This window comes from Pseudoduganella albidiflava (assembly GCF_004322755.1).
GTDB lineage: Bacteria > Pseudomonadota > Gammaproteobacteria > Burkholderiales > Burkholderiaceae_D > Rugamonas > Rugamonas albidiflava.
The window spans coordinates 4,085,668-4,105,255 of record NZ_CP036401.1 but is presented as its reverse complement, the minus strand read 5'-3'; the positions used below and the strand labels follow the sequence as shown (position 1 = coordinate 4,105,255).

Genomic DNA, 19,588 nt, shown 5'->3' with positions numbered 1-19,588 from the left:
TGTCCATGTCCAGCCTGGACCTGCGGGCTGGCTAGGCGTAACTGCCGGCGCCGTGCGATGGCATGGCGGTATTGTCGCTTTGCCGCGACCCCTCGCAGGCCGGTCCCGCAAATGGCAACGCCTGCTCCGTCTTGTCATGCCGGCAGTGCGCAGCAATGGCGGCAAGGACGGCTGACAGGCTCGATGGCTTGGCCAGGTGCCGGTCGAAGCCGGCCGCGGCGACGCGGGCCCGGGTGGTGGCATCGTCCCAGGCGGTCAGCGCGACGATGTACGCCGACGACCGCTGTTCGCCGCGCAGGGCGCGTATCACGGCGAACCCATCCATGACAGGCATGCCGAGATCGAGGAAGATCACGTCCGGCTCGAACGTGGCCGCCAGCTCGATGGCTTGCCTGCCGCTGAAAGCGGGGCGCGCGTCGATGCCGTTCAGGCAAAGCAGCTGGGCCAGCATGTCGGCCGCGTCGGGGTCGTCGTCGATGACGAGCACACGCGGTTGGGGCGTAAAGGAATGCGAAGCGGAATGCGGAAGAACGATAGTCATGGCCAATGTCCGTGAATGCCGCCGAGGGCGGTAGAGCAAACGGCATTGGCTTGGCCGTGGAGAAGTACAACAGGAGGAAGCGGCATGGCTTTCCTCCCGGTAATTCTAGCACGGCGCACGGCCGGGATCGCCATGAAATTTCATGATGTTGCAACGGCACCCGCCGGGCAGGGTTTGCCGCCCTGGTCCTAATCAGCGGGCGACAGGCGCCGGCACCCTCCGCAGCACGTCGTCGTAGGCGGGCAGGTCGAGGAAGGCGGAGGCTTCGATGACGCGCCCGCCGCGCATCCGGAAGATCCACGCGTAGCTGTTCCGGTAAGCCTGGCCATCGCCCGCGGTGCCTTCGCCTTTCCAGCGCACGATCACGTGGTCGGCGTCGGACCAGACCTGGCGCGACACCGGCCTGACCGGGGCGGCCATGCGCGCGGCGAAAGGTGCCACTGCGCGGTCCATGAACGCCTTGCGGCCGCGGTAGGTGCCGGCGGAAGGGCCGCTGCCCTCGATGGTCCACACCACATCCTCGTGCAGCAACTCGTTGAAGAAGCCGTTGCCGCCCGCCGTCCAGCGCTGGAACGCCGCGTCGACGATCTGGCGGTTGCCGGCCGCTTCGGCCTGTGGCGTGCCGGCGGCGGCGCAGGCGCCGGCCGCGGCCAGCATCACGATGGCGATGGCGCACCGGGCGCGCAAAACAGGGCTTGTCGCGACGCCGTCGGCCGGCTGGTCAATTCGGGCAATCGTGGTCGGCATGCGGTCCTCCGTGGGTTGACGGTACAGCCCACATCATGCCGCCCGTCCGTCGCCCGCGCACAGGCAGGAAAGTCCGGATTGATTGCCCGATCCTCTGGGAACGGCAGCCAACCGGACCGCCATCGCCCTTACACCTTGGCTTCCAGGCCCGGCGTGGCGGAGCGCGCCAGGAAGGCTTGCGTCAGCTGCGGCAGGTGCTCCAGCAGCCAGGCGGCCATGGCCTTTTCCTGCACGATGATGCGCTCGCACGCGGCCTGCGTGGTGGTATCGCCGGCCTGCTGCGCGGCGGCGATCAGCGCGGTGTAGCTGGCGATTTCCAGGTTCTCGAACACATAGCCGGCCATCGCGCCCTTGACCACTTCATCGCTGACGGTCATGCCGCCGACCGCCTGGCCGAACGCCATCAGCTTGCCGCCCAGGTCCTTCAATACCGAATTGCTGACGCCGCGGCGCGCCATGCATTCGTCGAGCAGGCCCTGTTGCCCGCGCGTTTCCTCGATGTGCTGGACGATGCGCGCCTTCAGCTCGGGATAGTGTTCCAGCCGCTCGGCCTGCGCCGTCAGCATCTTTTCCGCCTGCTGCTCCATCGCGTGCGCGTCGCGCAGCCAGTCGTTCAGGTTTTCGTTCACGTCGGTCGTCATCGCTTCCTCCATTGGCTGTCAGTAGGGGCGATGGAGAGCCATCGCCGCCGGGAGAACGCATGGTAGCCGCATGGTTCGAACCGATCTGTCGGGGCGACCCTTCAACGGATGTAGGAATGCGCCGAACCTGCTTGGCAAGTCGCCGGCAGGGCAGCCGGCCGGCAATTCGTAAGGATTTGTGAGGGCCGCGCCGCCGGGCTCCGTGCCGCGAACACGCATTTACGGGCTTGACGGCCACCCGTCATGGGCCTGTGTAAAGAAATGTAAGCCCTGCCTGCGGATCGTCACAGCAATATCGTTTGAAATCAATGGCTTGCATTTTCCGGATGCCGACTGGGCGGACCGTTGCCGGCGCCGCCGGGCCGTGTTACGGTCGGGACCGTTACGCCCGGAAACCGTTCTCCAGCCGACGCCATGCCAGCCCAGCCGACCACACTTTCGCCCGCACCGCCTTCACCCGCACCGCTGCCCGCGCAACGGCCCGGCCTGCCGCGCCAGCGCATCGCCTCGATCGATGCGCTGCGCGGCCTGACGTTCTTCGCCATGCTGTTCGTCAACGCGCTATCCGGCGCCGAAGGCGTGCCGGCCGGCCTGCAGCACCTGCCCGCCAGCGCCGACGGCATGAGCCTGGCCGATGTCGTGTTTCCCGCCTTCCTGTACGTGGTCGGCATGTCGATCCCGTTCGGCCTGGACCGGCAGGCGGCGAAGGAGGGTGCCTGGACCGCGCTGCGCCACGCGGTACTGCGCGCCTTCGGCCTGATCGTGCTGGGCCTGTTCATGGTCAACGCGGAGGAGAGCGACGGGGCATCGATGGCCATCCCCATCGACCTGTGGATCCTGCTCTTCTACGGCGCGGCGTTCCTCGTGTGGGGCGCGTGGCGTTTCGCCAATCCCTGGCATGCGCGACTGCTGCGCGGCGCCGGCATGGCCATCATCGTGGTGCTGGCGCTGCTGTATCGCGGGCAGGACGGCGGCTGGATGAACACCTCGTGGTGGGGAATCCTCGGCTGCATCGGCTGGGCCTACCTGGTGGCCAGCGCCGTCTACCTGTGCTGCCGGGGCCAGGGCACGCGCACGCTGGCCGCGCTGGCGGTTGCCACGGCCGGCTGCGTGCTGTGGTTCATGGCCAGCCGGGCCTGCAACGGCAATGGCATGATCGCCATGCATGCGACGCATACCTCGATCGTCCTGTGCGGCATGGCTTGCGTGCTGCTGTTCTTCGGCCCCGGCACGGGCGGCCAGGGCTTGCGGACGGTGGCCGCCGGTGCCGCGCTGGCGGCGCTGCTGGCGGCCTGCGCATGGCTGCTGCACCACCGGTATCCGGTTTCCAAGATCGGCGCCACGCCGCCGTGGGCCCTGTATTGCGCGGCACTGTGCACGGCGCTGTACGCACTGCTGTACTGGCTGGTCGAGCTGCGCGGCGCCGTGCGCTGGACCGCGCTGGTCGAGCCGGCCGCCACCAATCCGCTGGTGACGTACCTGCTGCCGATGATCCTGGTGTCGCTGATGCACCTGCTGGGCCTGCGCTGGTGGGCGGCCCTCATGCAGGGCGCCGGCGCCATCGCGTTTTCCCTGCTGTTCGCCGCCGCCACGCTGGTGGTGGTGGCCTTCCTCAACCGTTATCACGTCAGGCTGAAATTGTGAACATGCCGTCCTCCCCTCCCTCGCGCAACCTGGCCCTGGACGTGCTGCGCGGCCTCACGCTGGCCCTGATGATCATCGTGAACACGCCCGGCAGCTGGAGCAACCTCTATGCCCCGCTGGCGCACGCCGCGTGGCACGGCTTCACGCCGACCGACCTGGTATTTCCTACCTTCCTGTTCGTGGTGGGCGGCGCGCTGCGGCTGAACATGAAGAAGCTGGCCGCCCTGGACAACGCGGCGTTCCTGCGCACGGTGGCGCGGCGCGGCGCGCTGATCTTCCTGTGCGGTTTCCTGCTGTACTGGTTCCCGTTCTTCACGGCCGACTTCACGCCGGAACCGATCGGCACCACGCGCATCATGGGCGTGCTGCAGCGCATTGGCATCTGCTACTTTTTCGCCGCCGTGATCGTACGCCTCGGCGGCATCCGCGGCGCGCTCGGCTTTGGCATTGCAGCCTTGTTCGGCTACTGGTGGCTGCTGTGGCAGTTCGGCGACTACACGCTGGCCGGCAACGCCGTGCGCGCGCTCGACCTGGCCGTGCTGGGCGCGCCGCACATGTATGGCGGCGACGGCATCCCGTTCGACCCGGAAGGCATCCTCAGCACCTTGCCGGCCATCGTCAACGTGCTGGCCGGCTACCTGGCCGTGGCGTGGCTCGGTCACCGCGGCCGCACGATGGCGGCTGTCGGTGGTCTGGCCGCGGCCGGCGCCGCATGCCTGCTGCTGGCGTACGGGTGGGATACGCTCCTGCCGATCAACAAGAAGCTGTGGACCAGCTCCTACGTGCTGTGCACCGTCGGCTGGGACCTGCTGGTGCTGGCCGTCCTGGTCTGGGCGGTCGACATAGGCGGGCTGCGCGCCGGCCTGCCGTTCTTCGAAGCGTTCGGCAAGAACACGCTGTTCATCTACCTGCTGTCGAGCGTGGGCGCGACCGTGCTGGCGCTGGTGCGCGTGGGCGGCAAGTCATTGCACGGGTGGCTGTACGAAAAGGTCTTCCTGTCCTGGGCCGACCCTTACTTCGCATCGCTGTGCTTCGCCGTCGCCTACATGCTGGCCTGCTGGCTGGTGGCCTGGGCGCTGGACCGGCGGCGCATCTACATCAAACTCTGACACGGGAACACCATGCGCATGTCTTCTTCCATTCGGTTTCGCCGCCTGTCCATCTTCTGCGCCGCAACCTTGCTCGTTGCCGGCGCCGCTCCCGCCGCCACCTCTGCCAATGACTACCAGGTGGGCTCGTACTACACCGGCTGGAGCGTCGACAAGGGCTTCCGCCTGAAGCAGTTCGACCGCTCCCCGGCGGCCGACGGGTTCACCTTCCTGGTCTACGCGTTCGAGAACGTCTACCCGATGCCCGATGGTAGCCATCGCTGCGACAGCGGGCGCGACGTGCCGGACCGCGACGGCGCCGGCATGCGCGCCACGCTCGACTACGCACGCCGCTTCGGTGCCGACGAATCGGTCGACGGCAGCGCCGACCAGCCGGGCCAGCCGCTGGCCGGCAATTTCCACCAGCTGGCCCAGCTGAAGGCGCGCCGCCCGAACCTGAAGGTGCTGGTGGCGCTGGGCGGCGGCGAGTGGTCGCGCTGGTTCGCGCAGGGCGCCGCCACCGAGAAGGGCCGGCGCGCGCTGGTCAGCTCCTGCATCGACCTGTACTTGCGCGGCAACCTGCCGCGCCTCGACGGCCACGGCGGCCCCGGCGCGGCGGCGGGCGTGTTCGACGGCATCGACCTCGACTGGGAACACCCCGGCCCGGCCGACAAGGGCAACTTCACGCTGCTGGTGCAGGAACTGCGGCGCCAGCTCGATGCACTCGGCAAGGAGACCGGCAAGCGCTACCTGCTGACAGCGGCCGTCAACAGCACCGATGAAAAGATGCGGCACACCGAACCGGCCGTCTACAGCCGTTCGCTGGACTGGATCAACCTGATGACCTATGACTTCAACGGCGCGTGGAAGGCGCAGGGGCCGACCGGTTTCCAGTCGAACCTGTATCCCGATCCGGCCAGCAAGGACGCCAGCCCGCGCAGCGTCGATACGGGGGTGAAGCGCTTCCTGGCCGCCGGCGTGCCACCCGAAAAAATCGTCGTCGGCGTGCCGTTCTATGCGCGCGGCTGGCGCGGCGTGGCCCCCGCCAACAATGGCCTGTACCAACCCGCACAAGGCGCCGCGCGCGGCTTCGAGGAGGGCGCGGAAGAGTATGCGCGAATCGCCGCGCGCAAGCTGCCCGGCCAGTACCACCCCGTCGCGCGGCAATGGTGGACCTACGCGGACGGCACGTTCTGGACCTACGACGATCCGCGCGTGATCGAGGAAAAGGCCGGCTATGTCCGCACGCGGCGCCTTGGCGGCCTGATGTCGTGGGCGCTGGACCAGGACGACGCGGCGTTCTCGCTGTCGCGGGCGATGACGACGGTGCGCCGCGCGCCGTGAACGGCCGCTGTGGCATCGACGGCACACTGCTCTGTAATGATTTGTAAGCTTTTGAATCGGAATCTGCGGCCAGGGTAAGCGCGCTGCGGGGTTTCCGCCGATGCCCGCCGCGCTTCGTAAGGAAGTGTAAGCACAAGCGCCCTCGGGAATCAGAAAATCGTTTGGAATCAAGCATGTAGCAACTATTTTTGGCGGAAAGGCTGGAGGGTTGGCCGGTGCCGGGCGCGCTGTTACTGTCGAATCACCGCGGCGTAGCACACACAGGCATGCGGTGGAACACTCGAGCAGGTGGACCAGATGACGACCCAGCCGTCACGCTACTAAAAAGGAAAGAGCATGTTTGATTCGAACCGCAGCAAGACCCTGATCAGCTCCGCGGTGGCCGGAGCGCTGGCGCTGCTGGCCGCGCCGGGCGCCTTCGCACAGGAAGCGCCTGCGCCATCCGGCGACGCGATCCAGGAAGTCATGGTGACGGCCACACGCTACAGCACCTCGCTGCTGAAGACACCCGTCGCCGTATCGGCGCTGACGCAGGACGACCTGACGCGCAAGGGCGCGCTGAACATCAAGGCGCTGACCGGCGACATCCCCAACCTGCAGCTGGGCGGGGCGGTCGATGGCAGCTCGGGCGTGCAGATCGCCATCCGCGGCGTGTCCAATTCCGACTTCACCGAGATCGGCAATCCGGCCGTCGGCCTGCACGTGGCCGGCATCTACTCGCCGCGGCCGCAGGGCGCGCTGGCGCTGCTGTTCGACCTGGACCGGCTGGAAGTGCTGCGCGGCCCGCAGGGCACGCTGTTCGGCCGCAATTCCACCGGCGGCAGCATCAACATCATCCCCAACAAGCCCGTTTTCGGCAGCAGCGCCGGCAGCGCGGAACTCGACCTGGGCAACTTCAATCACCGCCAGCTGTCGGTGGTGCAGAACATCCCCGTCAACGACCGCTTCGCGCTGCGCGTCACGGCCAGCGGCGTCAAGCGCGACGGCTGGGTCGACCAGACGCAGGACCTGTACGACGTGAACATGCCGTCGAAAGGCTTCGTCGCCGACGGCATTCCCGATGTCGACCAGCGCCGCAACCGCAAGGTCGGCAAGAGCGACTTCTACACCAACCGCGACCAGTGGGCGGTACGCCTGTCCGGCCTGTGGAAGGTGACGGACCGGCTGCAATGGCTGCTCGCGTTCGAGAATTACCAGAACAACGATGCCGGCGATATCGCCCTGAAGGATTGCGAGCAGGCGGCCGGCACGCCGTATGCCTGCCAGGGCGGCATGTACGACGTGGCGATCAATGTGCCGGGCGTGACCGACATGTCGATCCGCACGCTGCGCTCGAACCTGGTGTGGAACGTCAATGCGCAGACCGACATCGAGTACAGCTACGCGCATGCGATCCAGCGCCGCTTCCAGCAGCAGGACAGCGACGCCGGCTACCACCGCATCGAAGCGGATGTGAACGCCACGGCGGCCGCCGGCGGCGCGCGCTGGCCCGTCGAGGACAATGCGACGTACACGCTGGGCTCGAAGTTCGAATCGGACGTGCACGAGCTGCAGCTGCGCCAGAACTTCGGCAAGCTGCGCTATGTCGCCGGCCTGTTCTACATGAAGGAACGCAACAGCATCGACTTCGGCCAGGATTTCCTCGCCAACGACAGCAACGGCTACCCGTACGCCAACTTCTACCACCAGCCGGACCGTGTCTCCGAATCGAAGGCCGTGTTCGCGCAGGCCGACTGGCAATTCCTGCCGGCGTGGACCTTCACCGCGGGCGTGCGCTACAGCCGCGACGGCCGCGCCGACCGTAATGGCCAGTTCTGGGAAGCCTACGGCACCGATTACTTCAACGGCCTGCTGGTGCCCGGCGCCCCGGGTACACCCGGCTACACGGGCATCAACGCCGGCATGCTGTTGCCCGGCATGGGTGCCTTCTACGGCGGCGGCGCCTTCCCGGCGGCTTCCACCATCAGCGACAATGCCGATTCCTGGAGCAAGACCACGGGCCGGCTGGGCCTGACCTGGCAGGTCGATCCGCGCAACATGCTGTACACGTCGCTGTCGACCGGCTACAAGGCGGGCGGCTTCAACGACCGCTTCAACCTGTGCGGCAACGACATCAACCCAGCCACGGGCGCGCCGTACGATTGCGCCACCGGCCCTGCCGGCCCGCAGTACTCGTTCCTGCCGTACAGCCCCGAGACCGTCACCAACCTGGAACTGGGCTACAAGGGCAAGATGCTGGAAGACCGCCTGACGCTGTCGGCCACGCTGTTCTACAGCCGCTACAAGGACATGCAGGTGACGGGCCAGCACACGGTGGGCCGCACCAGGCGCGTCTGCGAACCGGACAACCCGGGCTGCGACGCCGTCATCAGCTGGTGGTCGACGCAGAACGTGGGCCGCGCCAACATCAAGGGGCTGGAGCTGGAAGGGCAGTACCGGCCGTGGCGCGATGCCCGCATCACCTACTCGGCATCGCTGCTGAGCGCCAAGATCGCCGACTACCCGACCTACAGCGACGACATCGGCTGCGGGGCGCGCGAAGAGCAGGGCATCACGCCATGCCCGCCATACTATTCGGGCAGCGACCCGTTGCTGGCCCAGCTGCGGCCCTACGACGTGACCGGCAACACGCTGCCGTACTCGCCGCGCCGCACGATGAACCTGAGCTTCTCGCAGGACTTCCGCTTCGACAACGGCTGGTCGCTGACGCCGTGGCTGTCGGCACGCTGGCAGGACAAGGTGTACTTCAACCTGCGCAACCTCGATGAAGCGCACCTGTCCGGCGTGCAGAAGGCCTACAGCATGTTCGATGCGTCGCTGCGGCTGGACGGGCCGTCGGGGGGCCGCTTCCCGTGGCATGCGGAACTGTACGTGCGCAATATCGCCGACAAGCGCGTCAAGACCTGGGCCGGCGCCGGTGGTCCGGAGTCGAGCTTCACGCTGGCGTCGTACAACGACCCGCGCATGTTCGGCATGCGCGTGGGAACCGAGTGGTAAGCATGCCGATCGAGGCGAGGACCGTGGCGCCCCTGCTGCTGGCGGCCTGGCTGGGGGCGATGCTCCCGGCGGGTGCCACGGAACTGTTCGTCGCCACGCCGCTGACGGCGCCGCACGGCTTCACGGCCGGCATCGAAGGCCCTGCGGTCGATGCGGCCGGCAACATCCATGCCGCCAACTTCGCGCGCCAGCAGACCATCGGCATCGTCGCGCCGGACGGTACGGCCCGCGTGCTGCTCACCATGCCGGGCAAGGCGGTGCCCAACGGCTTGCGCTTCGGCCGCGACGGCACGCTATACGTGGCGGATTACGTGGGCCATGCGATCTACCGCGTCGCCCCGGGGACCACGACTGCCGTGCGGTTCGCGCACGAGCCGTCGATGAGCCAGCCGAACGACATCGCCATCACGGCCGATGGCGTGCTGTATGCCAGCGATCCCGACTGGCGGCGCGGCAGCGGGCGGATCTGGCGCATCGATACCGCCGGCCGCGCCACGCTGGCCGCGGACGGCCTGGGCACGACCAACGGCATCGAGGTCAGCCCGGACGGCCGCACGCTGTATGTCAACGAAAGCGAGCAGCGCGCCATCTGGGCATTCACGATCGGCAGCGGCGGCGCGCTGGAAGGCAAGCGCCTGGTCGCGCGCTTCCCGGACTTCGGGCTGGACGGCATGCGCGCCGACGTGGACGGCAACCTGTACGTGACGCGGCATGGCAAGGGTACGGTGGCCAAGCTGGCGCCGGACGGCACGCTGCTGCGGGAGATCACGCTACCCGGTGCACGCCCCAGCAACATCTGCTTCGGTGGCCCGGATGGCCGCACCGCCTATGTCACGGAAGTGGAGCATGGCCGGCTGCTGCAGTTCCGCGTCGACCGGCCGGGCCTGGAGTGGCAGCGGCTGCACGGGCCGCCCTAGCCGGGGCCGGCGGTCCGGCCGCTCATCGTCATCGTCATCGTCGAGTCTCAACAAGGTAACGAGTGCAAGGTAAAGAATGTCGACACAGCAAACGCAACGCATGCACCAGTATTTCCTTACCGCCGTCTGCGGCCTCGGCGGCCTGCTGTACGGCATCGATATCGGCATCATCGATCCGGCGCTGCCCTACCTGCACCGCGCCACCAGCCTGCCGGAAAGCCAGCTGTCGCTGGTGGTCGCCGCCGTGATGGCGGGTTCGATCCTCGGCTCGGTGGTGGCCGGCATGCTGGCCGACTGGCTGGGGCGGCGGCCGATGATGGTGGTCAGCGCGCTGCTGTTCGTCGGCAGCGTCACCGTGATCTGGCTGTCGCAATCCTTCGTGCCGCTGCTGCTGGGGCGCCTGCTGCAGGGATTGAGCGGCGGGGTGATCGCGGTAGTGGTGCCGCTGTACCTGGCCGAGTGCCTGCCGGCCGACCAGCGCGGCCGCGGCGTGGCGCTGTTCCAGTTCATGCTCACCGCCGGCATCGTGCTGGCCGCGTTCATCGGCAACCATTACCTGGGCAACGCGGAACTGGCCATCCAGGCCGCCGGCAGCGACACGCGCGCCGCGGTGGCCGCCGCGGACCATGCCTGGCGCAGCATGTTTCTGACGGTGGTCTACCCGGGCGTGCTGTTCCTGCTGGGCTGCTGCTGCGTGCCCGAATCGCCGCGCTGGCTGATGCGGCACCGCGGCCCGGAGCGGGCGCGCGCCGTGCTGGCGCGGCTGCGCTCACCAGCCACCTGCGAACAGGAACTGGCGGGCATCGGCGCGGCGCTGGACGAGGAACGCGCGCGGCCCCGGCTGTCGCGCGGCGCCGCACTGGCCGAGATGCTGACGCAGCGGCGCTACGTGGTGCCGTTCGTGCTCGCCTGCGTGATCCTCGGCTGCAACCAGGCCACCGGCATCAATTCGCTGCTGCAGTTCATGTCGACCATCCTGCAGCATGCGGGGCTCGACCCGGTCAGCGCGGCCAGCCACGGCACGGCGATCAAGATTCTCAACTCGGTGATGACGGTGGCCGCCATCGTGCTGGTCGAGCGCAAGGGCCGGGTCTACCTGCTGAAGCTGGGCACGGCCGGCATCATGGTGTCGCTGTGCCTGCTGGCGCTGCTGTTCCACCGCTTCGAATCGCAGCGCATCGACGTGCGCGAGCAGGTCGCGGCACTGGTGCGCGGCAATGCCCTGCAACTGAACCTTGCCGACGCGGGGCTCATCGCTGCCAGTCCGGCCGGCGCGCCGGAAACGGGGCCGATGCAGCTGACCATCCTGTACCAGTATGGCGACCGCCAGCAAGTGGCCGAGGCCTACACGCCTACCGCCGAGGCGCGCGAGGTGCTGGCCCGCGAGGCGGCGCTGGTGCGGGCGCTGCCGGCGGAACAGCGCGCGCTGCTGGAGGCGGCCCACGCCGCGTGGAGCGGCCGGGCCGATGCGGGTGCCGCGGCGGCCGCGCAGCCGCTGATCGCCAGCCTGCCGGCGCAGTCGCGCGCCACGATCGACGCGGCGCGGCGCATTTACCAGGCGCAGCACGTGCAAGTAAGGGCACCGGATGGCATGCCGGACGGCGCGCAGCTGACGATCGTCCGCGCCAGCCTGGGTCCCACGCCCGGCAAGGACAGCGGCGTGCTGGCCGCCCTGTGCATTGCCGCGTTCATCGCCTCGTTCTCGATCGGCCCCGGCGTGTGCGTCTGGCTGGCGCTGTCCGAGCTGATGCCGACGCGCATCCGCTCGGTCGGCATGGGGGTCGCGCTGCTGGTCAACCAGGGCATCGGCACGCTGATCGCCGGGGCCTTCCTTCCCATCGTGGGCAACCTGGGCTACCACGCGATGTTCCTGTTCTGGGCGGCCTGCACGGCGGTCTATTTCATCACCGCTACGTTCTTCCTGCCCGAGACCAAGGGCAAGTCGCTGGAAGAGATCGAGCGGCATTTCGCCGGCGCGGCGGGGCGGTGATCCGATGGCATCCTGGCCGATGAAGAAGCTTGCGGGGCGCGTGATGCGGCGGATGGGCGCCGCATGGCTGGCCGCTTGCCTGGCCTGCGGCATGGCGCCGGCCGGCGCCGGCACGCTGGTGATCGAAAGCTGGCGCGTCGACGACCGGGCGCTGTGGGAGAACGTGCTGATCCCGGCATTCGCGCGCCATCACCCGGACGTCGCCGTGAAGTTCGCGCCCACCGCGCCGACCGCCTACGACGCGGCGCTGGCCGGCCGCCTGGCCGACGGCACGGCCGGCGACGTGATCGCCTGCCGGCCGTTCGACGCCTCGCTGGCGCTGTACCGCAAGGGATACCTGGAACGCCTGAACGGCAGGCCGGGGCTGCAGAACTTCGCGCCGCCGGCCATGGTGGCCTGGCAGACCGACGACGGCAGGGAGACGTTCTGCATGCCGGTGGCGTCGGTGATCCACGGCTTCTTCTACAACAAGGACATGTTCCGCCAGCTGGACCTGCAGCCGCCCGGCACGGTCGACGAATTCTTCCGGGTGCTGGACGTGCTGAAAACAGCGGGCATCGCGCCGCTGGCGCTGGGCACCGCCGAGCAATGGGAAGCCAGCCAGGTGGTGTACACCAGCATCGGGCCGAACTTCTGGCGCGGAGAAGAGGGCAGGAAGGCGCTGATCGACGGCCGCGCCAGGCTGACCGACGCGCCCTTCGTCGAGGCGCTGCAGTTCACGGCGCGGCTGGGCCGCTACCTGCCGCGCGATGCCGCGGCGCTCACGTACCGCGACAGCCAGGCCATGTTCGCGGCGGGCCGCGCGGCGATCTATCCGGCCGGCTCGTGGGACATCGCGCAGCTGGGGCGGGTGCCGCGGCTGTCGCTGGGCGTGTTCGCGCCGCCGGTGCGCAAGCGGGGCGACGCCTGCTACATCTCCGATCACATGGACCTGGGCATCGGCATCAACCGCAACGCGCGCAACAAGGAGGATGCGTGGAAGTTCCTCGCGTGGGTGGGGTCGCAGGAATTCGCCGACCTCTACACCAACCGGCTGACAGGCTTTTTCACGCTGTCGCACCACCTGATCGCGGTGCGCGACCCGGTCGCCAAGCAGATGGCCGAATGGCGCGAGCGCTGCGCCTCGACGATCCGGTTCAACGCCCAGCTGCTCAATCGCGGCCAGCCGGGCATGGAAAGCGAACTGTGGAACATCAACACGCGGGTATTGGAAGGCAGCCTGGCACCGCGCGATGCGGCCGCCAGGCTGCAGGAAGGTTTTGCCCGGTGGCTCACGCCGCGGCAAAAGTAGTATCGCACCGGTTTGTCCCCCTTATCGGTGCGATTCCTTGGGCCGGCGCCGGCGGCGCCGGCCATTTTTTGAATCGGGAGAGCTCTTGCGTACTTGGACATTGAATTCGGCACTGTATTTCCATGACAGCCGCGCCGTGGCGAGGCTGAGGATGCTGCCGCAGCTGCGGGTGCTATCTGTGCTCGTGGCGGCGATGATGGCGGCAGCCGCGCCGGCTGCGGCACGGCAGGACGGGCAGGGCGCGCCGGCCGCCGCGGCAATGCGGGGCGAGCGGCAGGCCGAACCGCCGGGCGTGGCCAGCGGTGCCAGGCTGCGCTTGCGCTGGGAACTGCAGCGCAGCGTGGCCGAGGCGGCGCCCGGCCGCACGCAGGGGCGCTTCATCCTGACGAATAACGACAGCCAGCCCCTGCCGCCAGGCGGCTGGTCGTTGTACTTCAACTCGATGGACAGCCTGGCGACCGGCGAACTGGCCGGCAGGCTGGTGCTGGAACAGGTGGCCGGCGGCCTGTGGCGCCTGCGCCCGGCGCCCGGGTTCGCGGGCCTGGCGGCGGGCCGGACGCTGGAGATCCCCTACCTGCACAACCAGGTCATGATCAAGCTGGCGCACGCGCCGGTCGGCCCCTACCTGGTGTACGACGCGGCGCCGGATACCGCCGTGGCCATCACGGATTTCCAGCACCTGCCCGTGACGCGGCCGGAGCAGCTCGACCGGCGCAGCGCCCCCGGGCATGCGCTGGTGACGCCGGCCGATACCTACCGGCGCAACCAGCGGGCCGGCCTGCTGCCGGCAGCGGCGGTGCCGCCGGTGCTGCCGACCCCGTTGCAGCTGCAGCCGGGCGGCGGCACGCTGGCGCTGTCCGGCCAGCCGGCGGTGACGGCGCCGGCCGCGCTGGCCACCGAGGCGGCGCTGGCCCGTTCGCTGTTCCCGGCCAGCCTGCCGCCCGCCGGCGGCCCGGCCTTGCGGCTGTCGGTCGGTAGCGTGCCCGGCCAGTCGTCGCCGGAAGCGTATCGCCTGGCGATCGCCGCCGGCAGCGGCATCGACATCGTCGGCAACAGCGCGGCCGGCGTGGCCCATGGACTGCAGACTTTGCGCGAGCTGTTGCCGCTGCCCGGTGCGGCCGCGCCGGCGCTGCCGGAGCTGACGATCGTCGATGCGCCCCGGTTCGGCTACCGCGGCTTCATGCTCGACGTGTCGCGCAACTTCCACGGCAAGGAAACCGTGTTCAGGTGGCTGGACCTGATGGCGCGCTTCAAGCTGAACAAGTTCCACTTCCACCTGACCGAGGATGAAGGCTGGCGCCTGGAAATCGCCGGCCTGCCGGAGCTGACGTCGATCGGCGCGGTGCGCGGCCACAGCGCGAAGCCGGGCGTGCGGCTGCAGCCGGCCTACGGCTCCGGTCCCGATCCGAAAGATGCCGGGGGCAGTGGCTTCTACAGCCGCGCCGACTACATCGAGATCCTGCGCTACGCGGCGGCGCGGCACATCGAGGTAATCCCGGAAATCGAGATGCCGGGCCATGCCCGCGCCGCCGTGCAGGCCATGGAGGCGCGCTACCACCGCCTCAAGGCGGCCGGGGGCAGGGACGCGGCGAAATACCTGCTGAAGGACTTCGCCGACCGCTCGGTGTACAAGTCGCCGCAGATGTACAACGACCATGTGATGGATCCGGGCCTGGAGTCGACGTACACCTTCATCGAGCACGTGGTCGCCGAGGTCGTGAAGCTGCACCGCGCGGCCGGCGTGCCGCTGCGAACGATCTACATGGGTGGCGACGAAGTGCCGGACGGCGCGTGGGAACGCTCGCCCGCCAGCCAGGCGCGCATGCGCAAGGCCGGGCTGGAAAGCACCGTCGACCTGTGGGACGATTTCTACGAGCGGGTCGACCGCATCCTCAGGAAGCACGGCCTGTTCACCTCCGGCTGGGAAGAGATCGCCGCCCGCAAGACCCTGCTCGATGGCAAGCCGAAGCTGGTTCCCAACCCGCGCTTCACGCGCCACGGCTTCACCGCCTACGTATGGAACAACACCACCGGCGCCGAGGACCTGGCCTACCGGCTGGCCAACGCCGGCTACGACATCGTGCTGGCGCCGGTGACGAAGATGTACATGGACATGGCGCACAACGCCAATCCGGAAGAGCCGGGCGTGAACTGGGGCGCTTACGTGGAACTCGACGACGTGTATGGCTTCATTCCGTTCGATTACCTGAAGAACGCGCCGGGCGGAGCGGGCGCCGGCAAGGACCGCCTGACCGATGTCGGCAAGCGCCACGTGCGCGGCATCCAGGCCACGCTGTTCACGGAAACGGTGCGCGACCCGGCGCTGATCGATTACCTGGTGATGCCGCGCCTGGTGGCGGTGGCCGAACGGGCCTGGGCACCCGATCCGGCTTGGGCCACCGGCAGCGACGCCGCCCGGAACGAAGCGCTGTACCGCACCGCGTGGTCGGGCTTCGTCAACGCGCTGGGCCAGCGCGTGCTGCCGCGCCTCGACCTCGAAGGACGCGGCGTCGCCTACCGGATCGCGCCGCCCGGCCTGCTGGTGGAGGGCGGCCGGGTGCTGGCCAACCACGTGCTGCCCGGGCTGGCGCTGCGCTATACGAGCGACGGCAGCGCTCCTACCGCCACCAGCCGCGTGGTGGCCGGCCCGATCGCGGAGCGGGGCACGATCCGCGTGGCCGCCTTCGACCGCAACGGCCGGGCCGGCGCCGTGGCCAGCGTCGACAATCCTTGAGCGCCGGCCACGATGGGGTTCCCGCCGCGGAGTTCTTCGCTATAATCGATTTTTTCTGCGGGATAATGAGTGACAGCCTCGCGAGTGATAGCGTCGAACGAAACAGCTGCCGGCCGCCATGTCGATCGCTCGTCGCCGCGTCTTCGCACCCGCCGCGCGGTGCTTGCCGGCCTGCTGGCCACGGGCGCCGCACGCGCCATCGGCGCACCGTCCCATTCCATCGGCGCTCCATCCCCTGCCACCGGCGCACCAGCGCCATCGGCCACGCCACCGTCCGGCCTGCAGGTGCTGCACTGGTGGACCTCGGCCAGCGAGCGCAAGGCGGCCGACCTGCTGGCCGCGCGCGTGGCCGAAGAGCAGATCGGCTGGCGCGACGTGGCCATTCCCGGCGGTGCCGGGCTGGGCGCCGGCAAGGTGCTGAAGGGCAGGGTGCTGGCCGGCGATGCGCCCGAAGTCACGCAGATCATCGGCGTCTCGATCGCCGAATGGGCCGACATGGGCCTGCTGCTCGAACTCGACAACGTGGCCGCGGCCGGCGCCTGGCGCGGCGCGTTGTTCCCCACCGTGGCCGACCTGATCCAGCATCGCCAGCACGTGGTCGCCGCGCCGCTGGGCATCCACCGCGTCAATACGCTGTTCTACCACCGCGCGCTGTTCGCCCGGCTCGGGCTGGCGCCGCCGCGCACCTGGCGCGAGTTCGAGGCGGTGGCGCAGCGCCTGCGCGCGGCCGGCGTGGCGCCCCTGGCCCAGAGCAGCGAAGCGTGGCAGGTGGCGGCGCTGTTTGAAAACCTGGTGCTGGCCGAAAGCGGCCCGGCGTTCTACCGCGACCTGTTCGTGCAGCGCAGCCCCGTTGCGGCGGCGGACCGGCGCACGGCCGAGGCGCTGCTGCGCCTGCGCGCGGTGAAAGGCTGGCTGCGCGGCCGGCTCGACGAACGGCCGTGGACCGACGTGGTGCGCCAGTTCGCGCGCGGCCAGGCCGGCATGATGATCATGGGCGACTGGGCCAAGGCCGAGCTGGCGGTGCACGACGCCGCGCTGGAGCGCGACTATGGCTGCGCGGCGGCACCCGGCACGGGCGGCTACCACCTGTACAGCGTCGATACGCTGGCCATGTTCGCCGGCGACTACCGCCACATGGCGGCCCAGGAAAAGATGGCGCGGCTGCTGATGACGCCCGCGCTGCAGCTGGACTTCAATGCGCTGAAGGGCGGCGTGCCGGTGCGCAGCGATGCCAACCCGGCGCGCATGGACAGCTGCGCGCGTGCCTCGTGGACCACGTTCGCGCGCGGTGCCGCGGTGCAGGCGCCGAGCCTGGTGCACCGCATGGCCACCGACGAGGCCAGCCGCGACGCCATCATCGCCGAAGTGCACCGTTTCTTCCTCGACGACCGGGTGCCGCCCGCGCAGGCCCAGCGCCGCCTGGCCGCCCTGTTCAGACTGTTCAACCTCAAACCTCACGGAGTGGCTGGTGCGCAAGATCCTGATCGTGGACGATGACCAGAAAACCCGGGTCCTGCTGAAGGCCTACCTGGAAAAGAACCAGTATGAAGTGCTGCTGGCGCACGATGGCGAAAGCTTCCTGGCCGAGCTGCAGGCGCACGTGGACACGCTGTCGCTGGTGATCCTGGACGTGATGCTGCCGGACACCGATGGCTTCGTGCTGTGCCGGCAGGTGCGCCAGCGCTCCAACGTGCCGATCATCATGCTGACGGCCAGTTCCGACGAGACCGACCGGATCGTCGGCCTGGAACTGGGCGCCGACGACTACATCGCCAAGCCGTACAGCCCGCGCGAACTGCTGGCGCGCATCAAGGCGATCCTGCGCCGCACCGCGCTGGAAGCGCCGGCGGCGCGCTACTACCGCTTCGTCGGCTTCACGCTCGACCTCATGGAGCGCAAGGTCACCGACAGCGAGGGTACCCAGGTGGCGCTGACGGGACTCGACTTCCAGCTGCTCAAGTACTTCGTCGAGCACCCCGGCATCATCCTCGACCGCAGCCTGCTGTGCGAGGAAACCCGCGGCCGCGATGCCGGGCCGCTGGACCGCTCGCTGGACGTGCAGATCAGCCGCCTGCGCCTGCGCCTGAACGACGACGGCAAGCAGCCGGCGCTGATCAAGACCGTGCGCGGGGCCGGCTATGTGTTCTCCGCCGACGTCAGCGTGTCGAGTGCGTAGCGGCTGGCCCGCCCGCCTGTGGCCGGCCTCGCTGCTGGGCCGCCTGACGCTGGTGATGGTGGCCGGGCTGCTGGTGACCCAGCTGGCGGCCAGCGCGATCTGGGCCAGCCAGCTGCGCGCCAAGGCGCAGGTGGAAGCCCAGTCGGCGGCGCGCTACGTGGCGCACGGCGCGGCCGGCGCGATCCGTTTCTTCCGCAGCCTGCCGCCGGCCTACCGCCTGCTGATCATCCAGCAGCTGCGCGAGATGGGCGGCACGCGCTTCTTCGTCAACCTGAACCATGCCTATGTGCCGGTCGAGGCGATCGCCGGCCAGCCGCTGGCGGACAGCGTGATCGCCACGGTCGGCGCCACGCTGCGCCAGGACTTGCCGAACTCGCCGGGCTTCCGGCTGGCATTCGCGTGGCCGGACCGGCTGGCCGTGGCCGAACACGACGTGCGGCTGGACGACCTGCCGAATGCCTGGGTGCAGCACGTGCTGCTGCTGCAGCCCGACCCGGCGCCGATCCTCGTGATCCAGACCGAGATCGAGCCGGGCAACTGGCTGTACATGGCCGCGCTGATGCCGAATCCGTACTTCCTGAACACCAGCGATCCGTTCGCGTGGGACCGGCTGATGCCGCAGGCGCTGTCGCTGGCCGTGGTGCTGCTGCTTTGCCTGCTGGTGGTGCGCTCGATCACGCGGCCGCTGGCGGCCCTGTCCGACGCCGCCGCCGCGCTGGGGCAGGGCCACGACGAGGAAGCCAGGCCGCTGCCGGAAACGGGCAGCCGCGAATTCATCAATACCGCGCGCGCCTTCAGCGCGATGCGCGAACGGATCGGCCGCTACATCGACGACCGCGAACGGCTGTTCATCTCCATCTCGCACGACCTGCGCACGCCGATCACGCGGCTCAAGCTGCGCTCCGAACTGCTCGACGACGAAGCGCTGCGCAATGAATTCGAGGAAGACCTCGACGAGCTGGACATGATGGTCAAGGGTGCGCTGCAGTGCGTGAAGGATAGCGATATCCATGAAAACCCGGCCGAGATCCGCCTCGACGCGCTGCTGGGCCGGCTGGTGCGCAGCGCGCAGCTGGCCGGTCATGCGGTGGCCTTTTCACCGGCCGGCATCACGGTGCGGGGCAAGCCGCTGGCGCTCAAGCGCGCGCTCGGCAACCTGCTGGACAATGCGCTGTTCTACGGTGCGCGCGCCGAGATCGGCGTGGCCGAGGAGCCGGGCAGCGTGGTGATTTCCGTGCGCGACCACGGGCCCGGGGTGCCGGAAGACGCGCTGCCCCGGCTGTTCGACCCGTACGTGCGGCTGGCCCACGGCCGCGAGCAGAACGACGGCGGCATGGGGCTCGGGCTGGGCATCGCGCGCGGCATCATCGAGGCGCACGGCGGGCGGCTGGAACTGGCCAACCATCCGGAGGGCGGACTGGATGCGCGCGTGCGGCTGCCTGCATCCGGGTGACGGCGCCGGCGCAATGGCGTCGATG

14 protein-coding genes are annotated in these 19,588 nt (G+C 69.1%); 11 read left to right on the top strand and 3 right to left on the bottom strand.

Features of this window, described 5'->3' with window-relative positions; all coding sequences use genetic code 11:
- Nucleotides 1-31: 31 nt before the first annotated feature.
- The 3 genes from EYF70_RS16885 to EYF70_RS16875 form a co-directional block, all read right to left on the bottom strand.
- Nucleotides 32-541, bottom strand: coding sequence for a response regulator transcription factor (locus EYF70_RS16885; protein ID WP_131146441.1), 510 nt, complete (start codon nt 539-541; stop codon nt 32-34).
- A gap of 192 nt (nt 542-733) precedes the next feature.
- A complete protein-coding gene (locus EYF70_RS16880; RefSeq protein ID WP_131146440.1) occupies nt 734-1,288 on the bottom strand; it encodes a nuclear transport factor 2 family protein in 555 nt (184 codons plus the stop codon).
- Nucleotides 1,289-1,416: 128 nt separating this feature from the next.
- Nucleotides 1,417-1,929 carry a ferritin-like domain-containing protein gene (locus EYF70_RS16875; RefSeq protein ID WP_131146439.1) on the bottom strand — a complete coding sequence of 171 codons (513 nt, stop codon included), beginning with the start codon at nt 1,927-1,929 and terminating at the stop codon, nt 1,417-1,419.
- 414 nt (nt 1,930-2,343) lie between these two features.
- Between EYF70_RS16875 and EYF70_RS16870 the strand changes: the two genes are divergently transcribed.
- From EYF70_RS16870 to EYF70_RS16820, 11 genes are all read left to right on the top strand, one after another.
- Entirely contained in the window at nt 2,344-3,573 is a 1,230-nt protein-coding gene (locus EYF70_RS16870) for a DUF5009 domain-containing protein (RefSeq protein ID WP_131146438.1), read from the top strand.
- Nucleotides 3,574-3,575: 2 nt separating this feature from the next.
- Entirely contained in the window at nt 3,576-4,682 is a 1,107-nt protein-coding gene (locus EYF70_RS16865; RefSeq protein WP_131146437.1) for an acyltransferase family protein, read from the top strand.
- An 18-nt stretch (nt 4,683-4,700) separates the two neighbouring features.
- Nucleotides 4,701-6,005, top strand: coding sequence for a glycoside hydrolase family 18 protein (locus EYF70_RS16860; RefSeq protein ID WP_165497701.1), 1,305 nt, complete (start codon nt 4,701-4,703; stop codon nt 6,003-6,005).
- 336 nt (nt 6,006-6,341) lie between these two features.
- Nucleotides 6,342-9,002, top strand: a complete 2,661-nt coding sequence (locus EYF70_RS16855; RefSeq protein WP_131146435.1) for a TonB-dependent receptor — start codon at nt 6,342-6,344, stop codon at nt 9,000-9,002.
- 2 nt (nt 9,003-9,004) lie between these two features.
- A complete protein-coding gene (locus tag EYF70_RS16850) occupies nt 9,005-9,919 on the top strand; it encodes an SMP-30/gluconolactonase/LRE family protein (protein WP_218943687.1) in 915 nt (304 codons plus the stop codon).
- 76 nt (nt 9,920-9,995) lie between these two features.
- Nucleotides 9,996-11,909 carry an MFS transporter gene (locus EYF70_RS31645; RefSeq protein ID WP_131146434.1) on the top strand — a complete coding sequence of 638 codons (1,914 nt, stop codon included), beginning with the start codon at nt 9,996-9,998 and terminating at the stop codon, nt 11,907-11,909.
- 52 nt (nt 11,910-11,961) lie between these two features.
- Complete coding sequence (locus EYF70_RS16840) at nt 11,962-13,200, top strand: ABC transporter substrate-binding protein (protein ID WP_229420923.1); 1,239 nt, start codon at nt 11,962-11,964, stop codon at nt 13,198-13,200.
- Nucleotides 13,201-13,285: 85 nt separating this feature from the next.
- Nucleotides 13,286-15,934 (top strand): family 20 glycosylhydrolase, encoded by a 2,649-nt coding sequence (locus EYF70_RS16835; protein ID WP_229420421.1) that lies wholly within the window; start codon nt 13,286-13,288, stop codon nt 15,932-15,934.
- A gap of 69 nt (nt 15,935-16,003) precedes the next feature.
- Entirely contained in the window at nt 16,004-17,431 is a 1,428-nt protein-coding gene (locus EYF70_RS16830; RefSeq protein ID WP_229420420.1) for an ABC transporter substrate-binding protein, read from the top strand.
- Nucleotides 17,400-18,110: a response regulator gene (locus EYF70_RS16825; RefSeq protein ID WP_174800453.1), complete on the top strand. Its 711-nt coding sequence runs from the start codon at nt 17,400-17,402 to the stop codon at nt 18,108-18,110. Before EYF70_RS16830 ends, EYF70_RS16825 begins: the two co-directional genes overlap by 32 nt.
- The gene (locus EYF70_RS16820; protein ID WP_131146432.1) at nt 18,073-19,563 is read left to right on the top strand and encodes a sensor histidine kinase; all 1,491 of its coding nucleotides are present in this window, start codon (nt 18,073-18,075) and stop codon (nt 19,561-19,563) included. The genes EYF70_RS16825 and EYF70_RS16820 overlap by 38 nt, the downstream gene beginning before the upstream one ends.
- Nucleotides 19,564-19,588 lie beyond the last annotated feature (25 nt).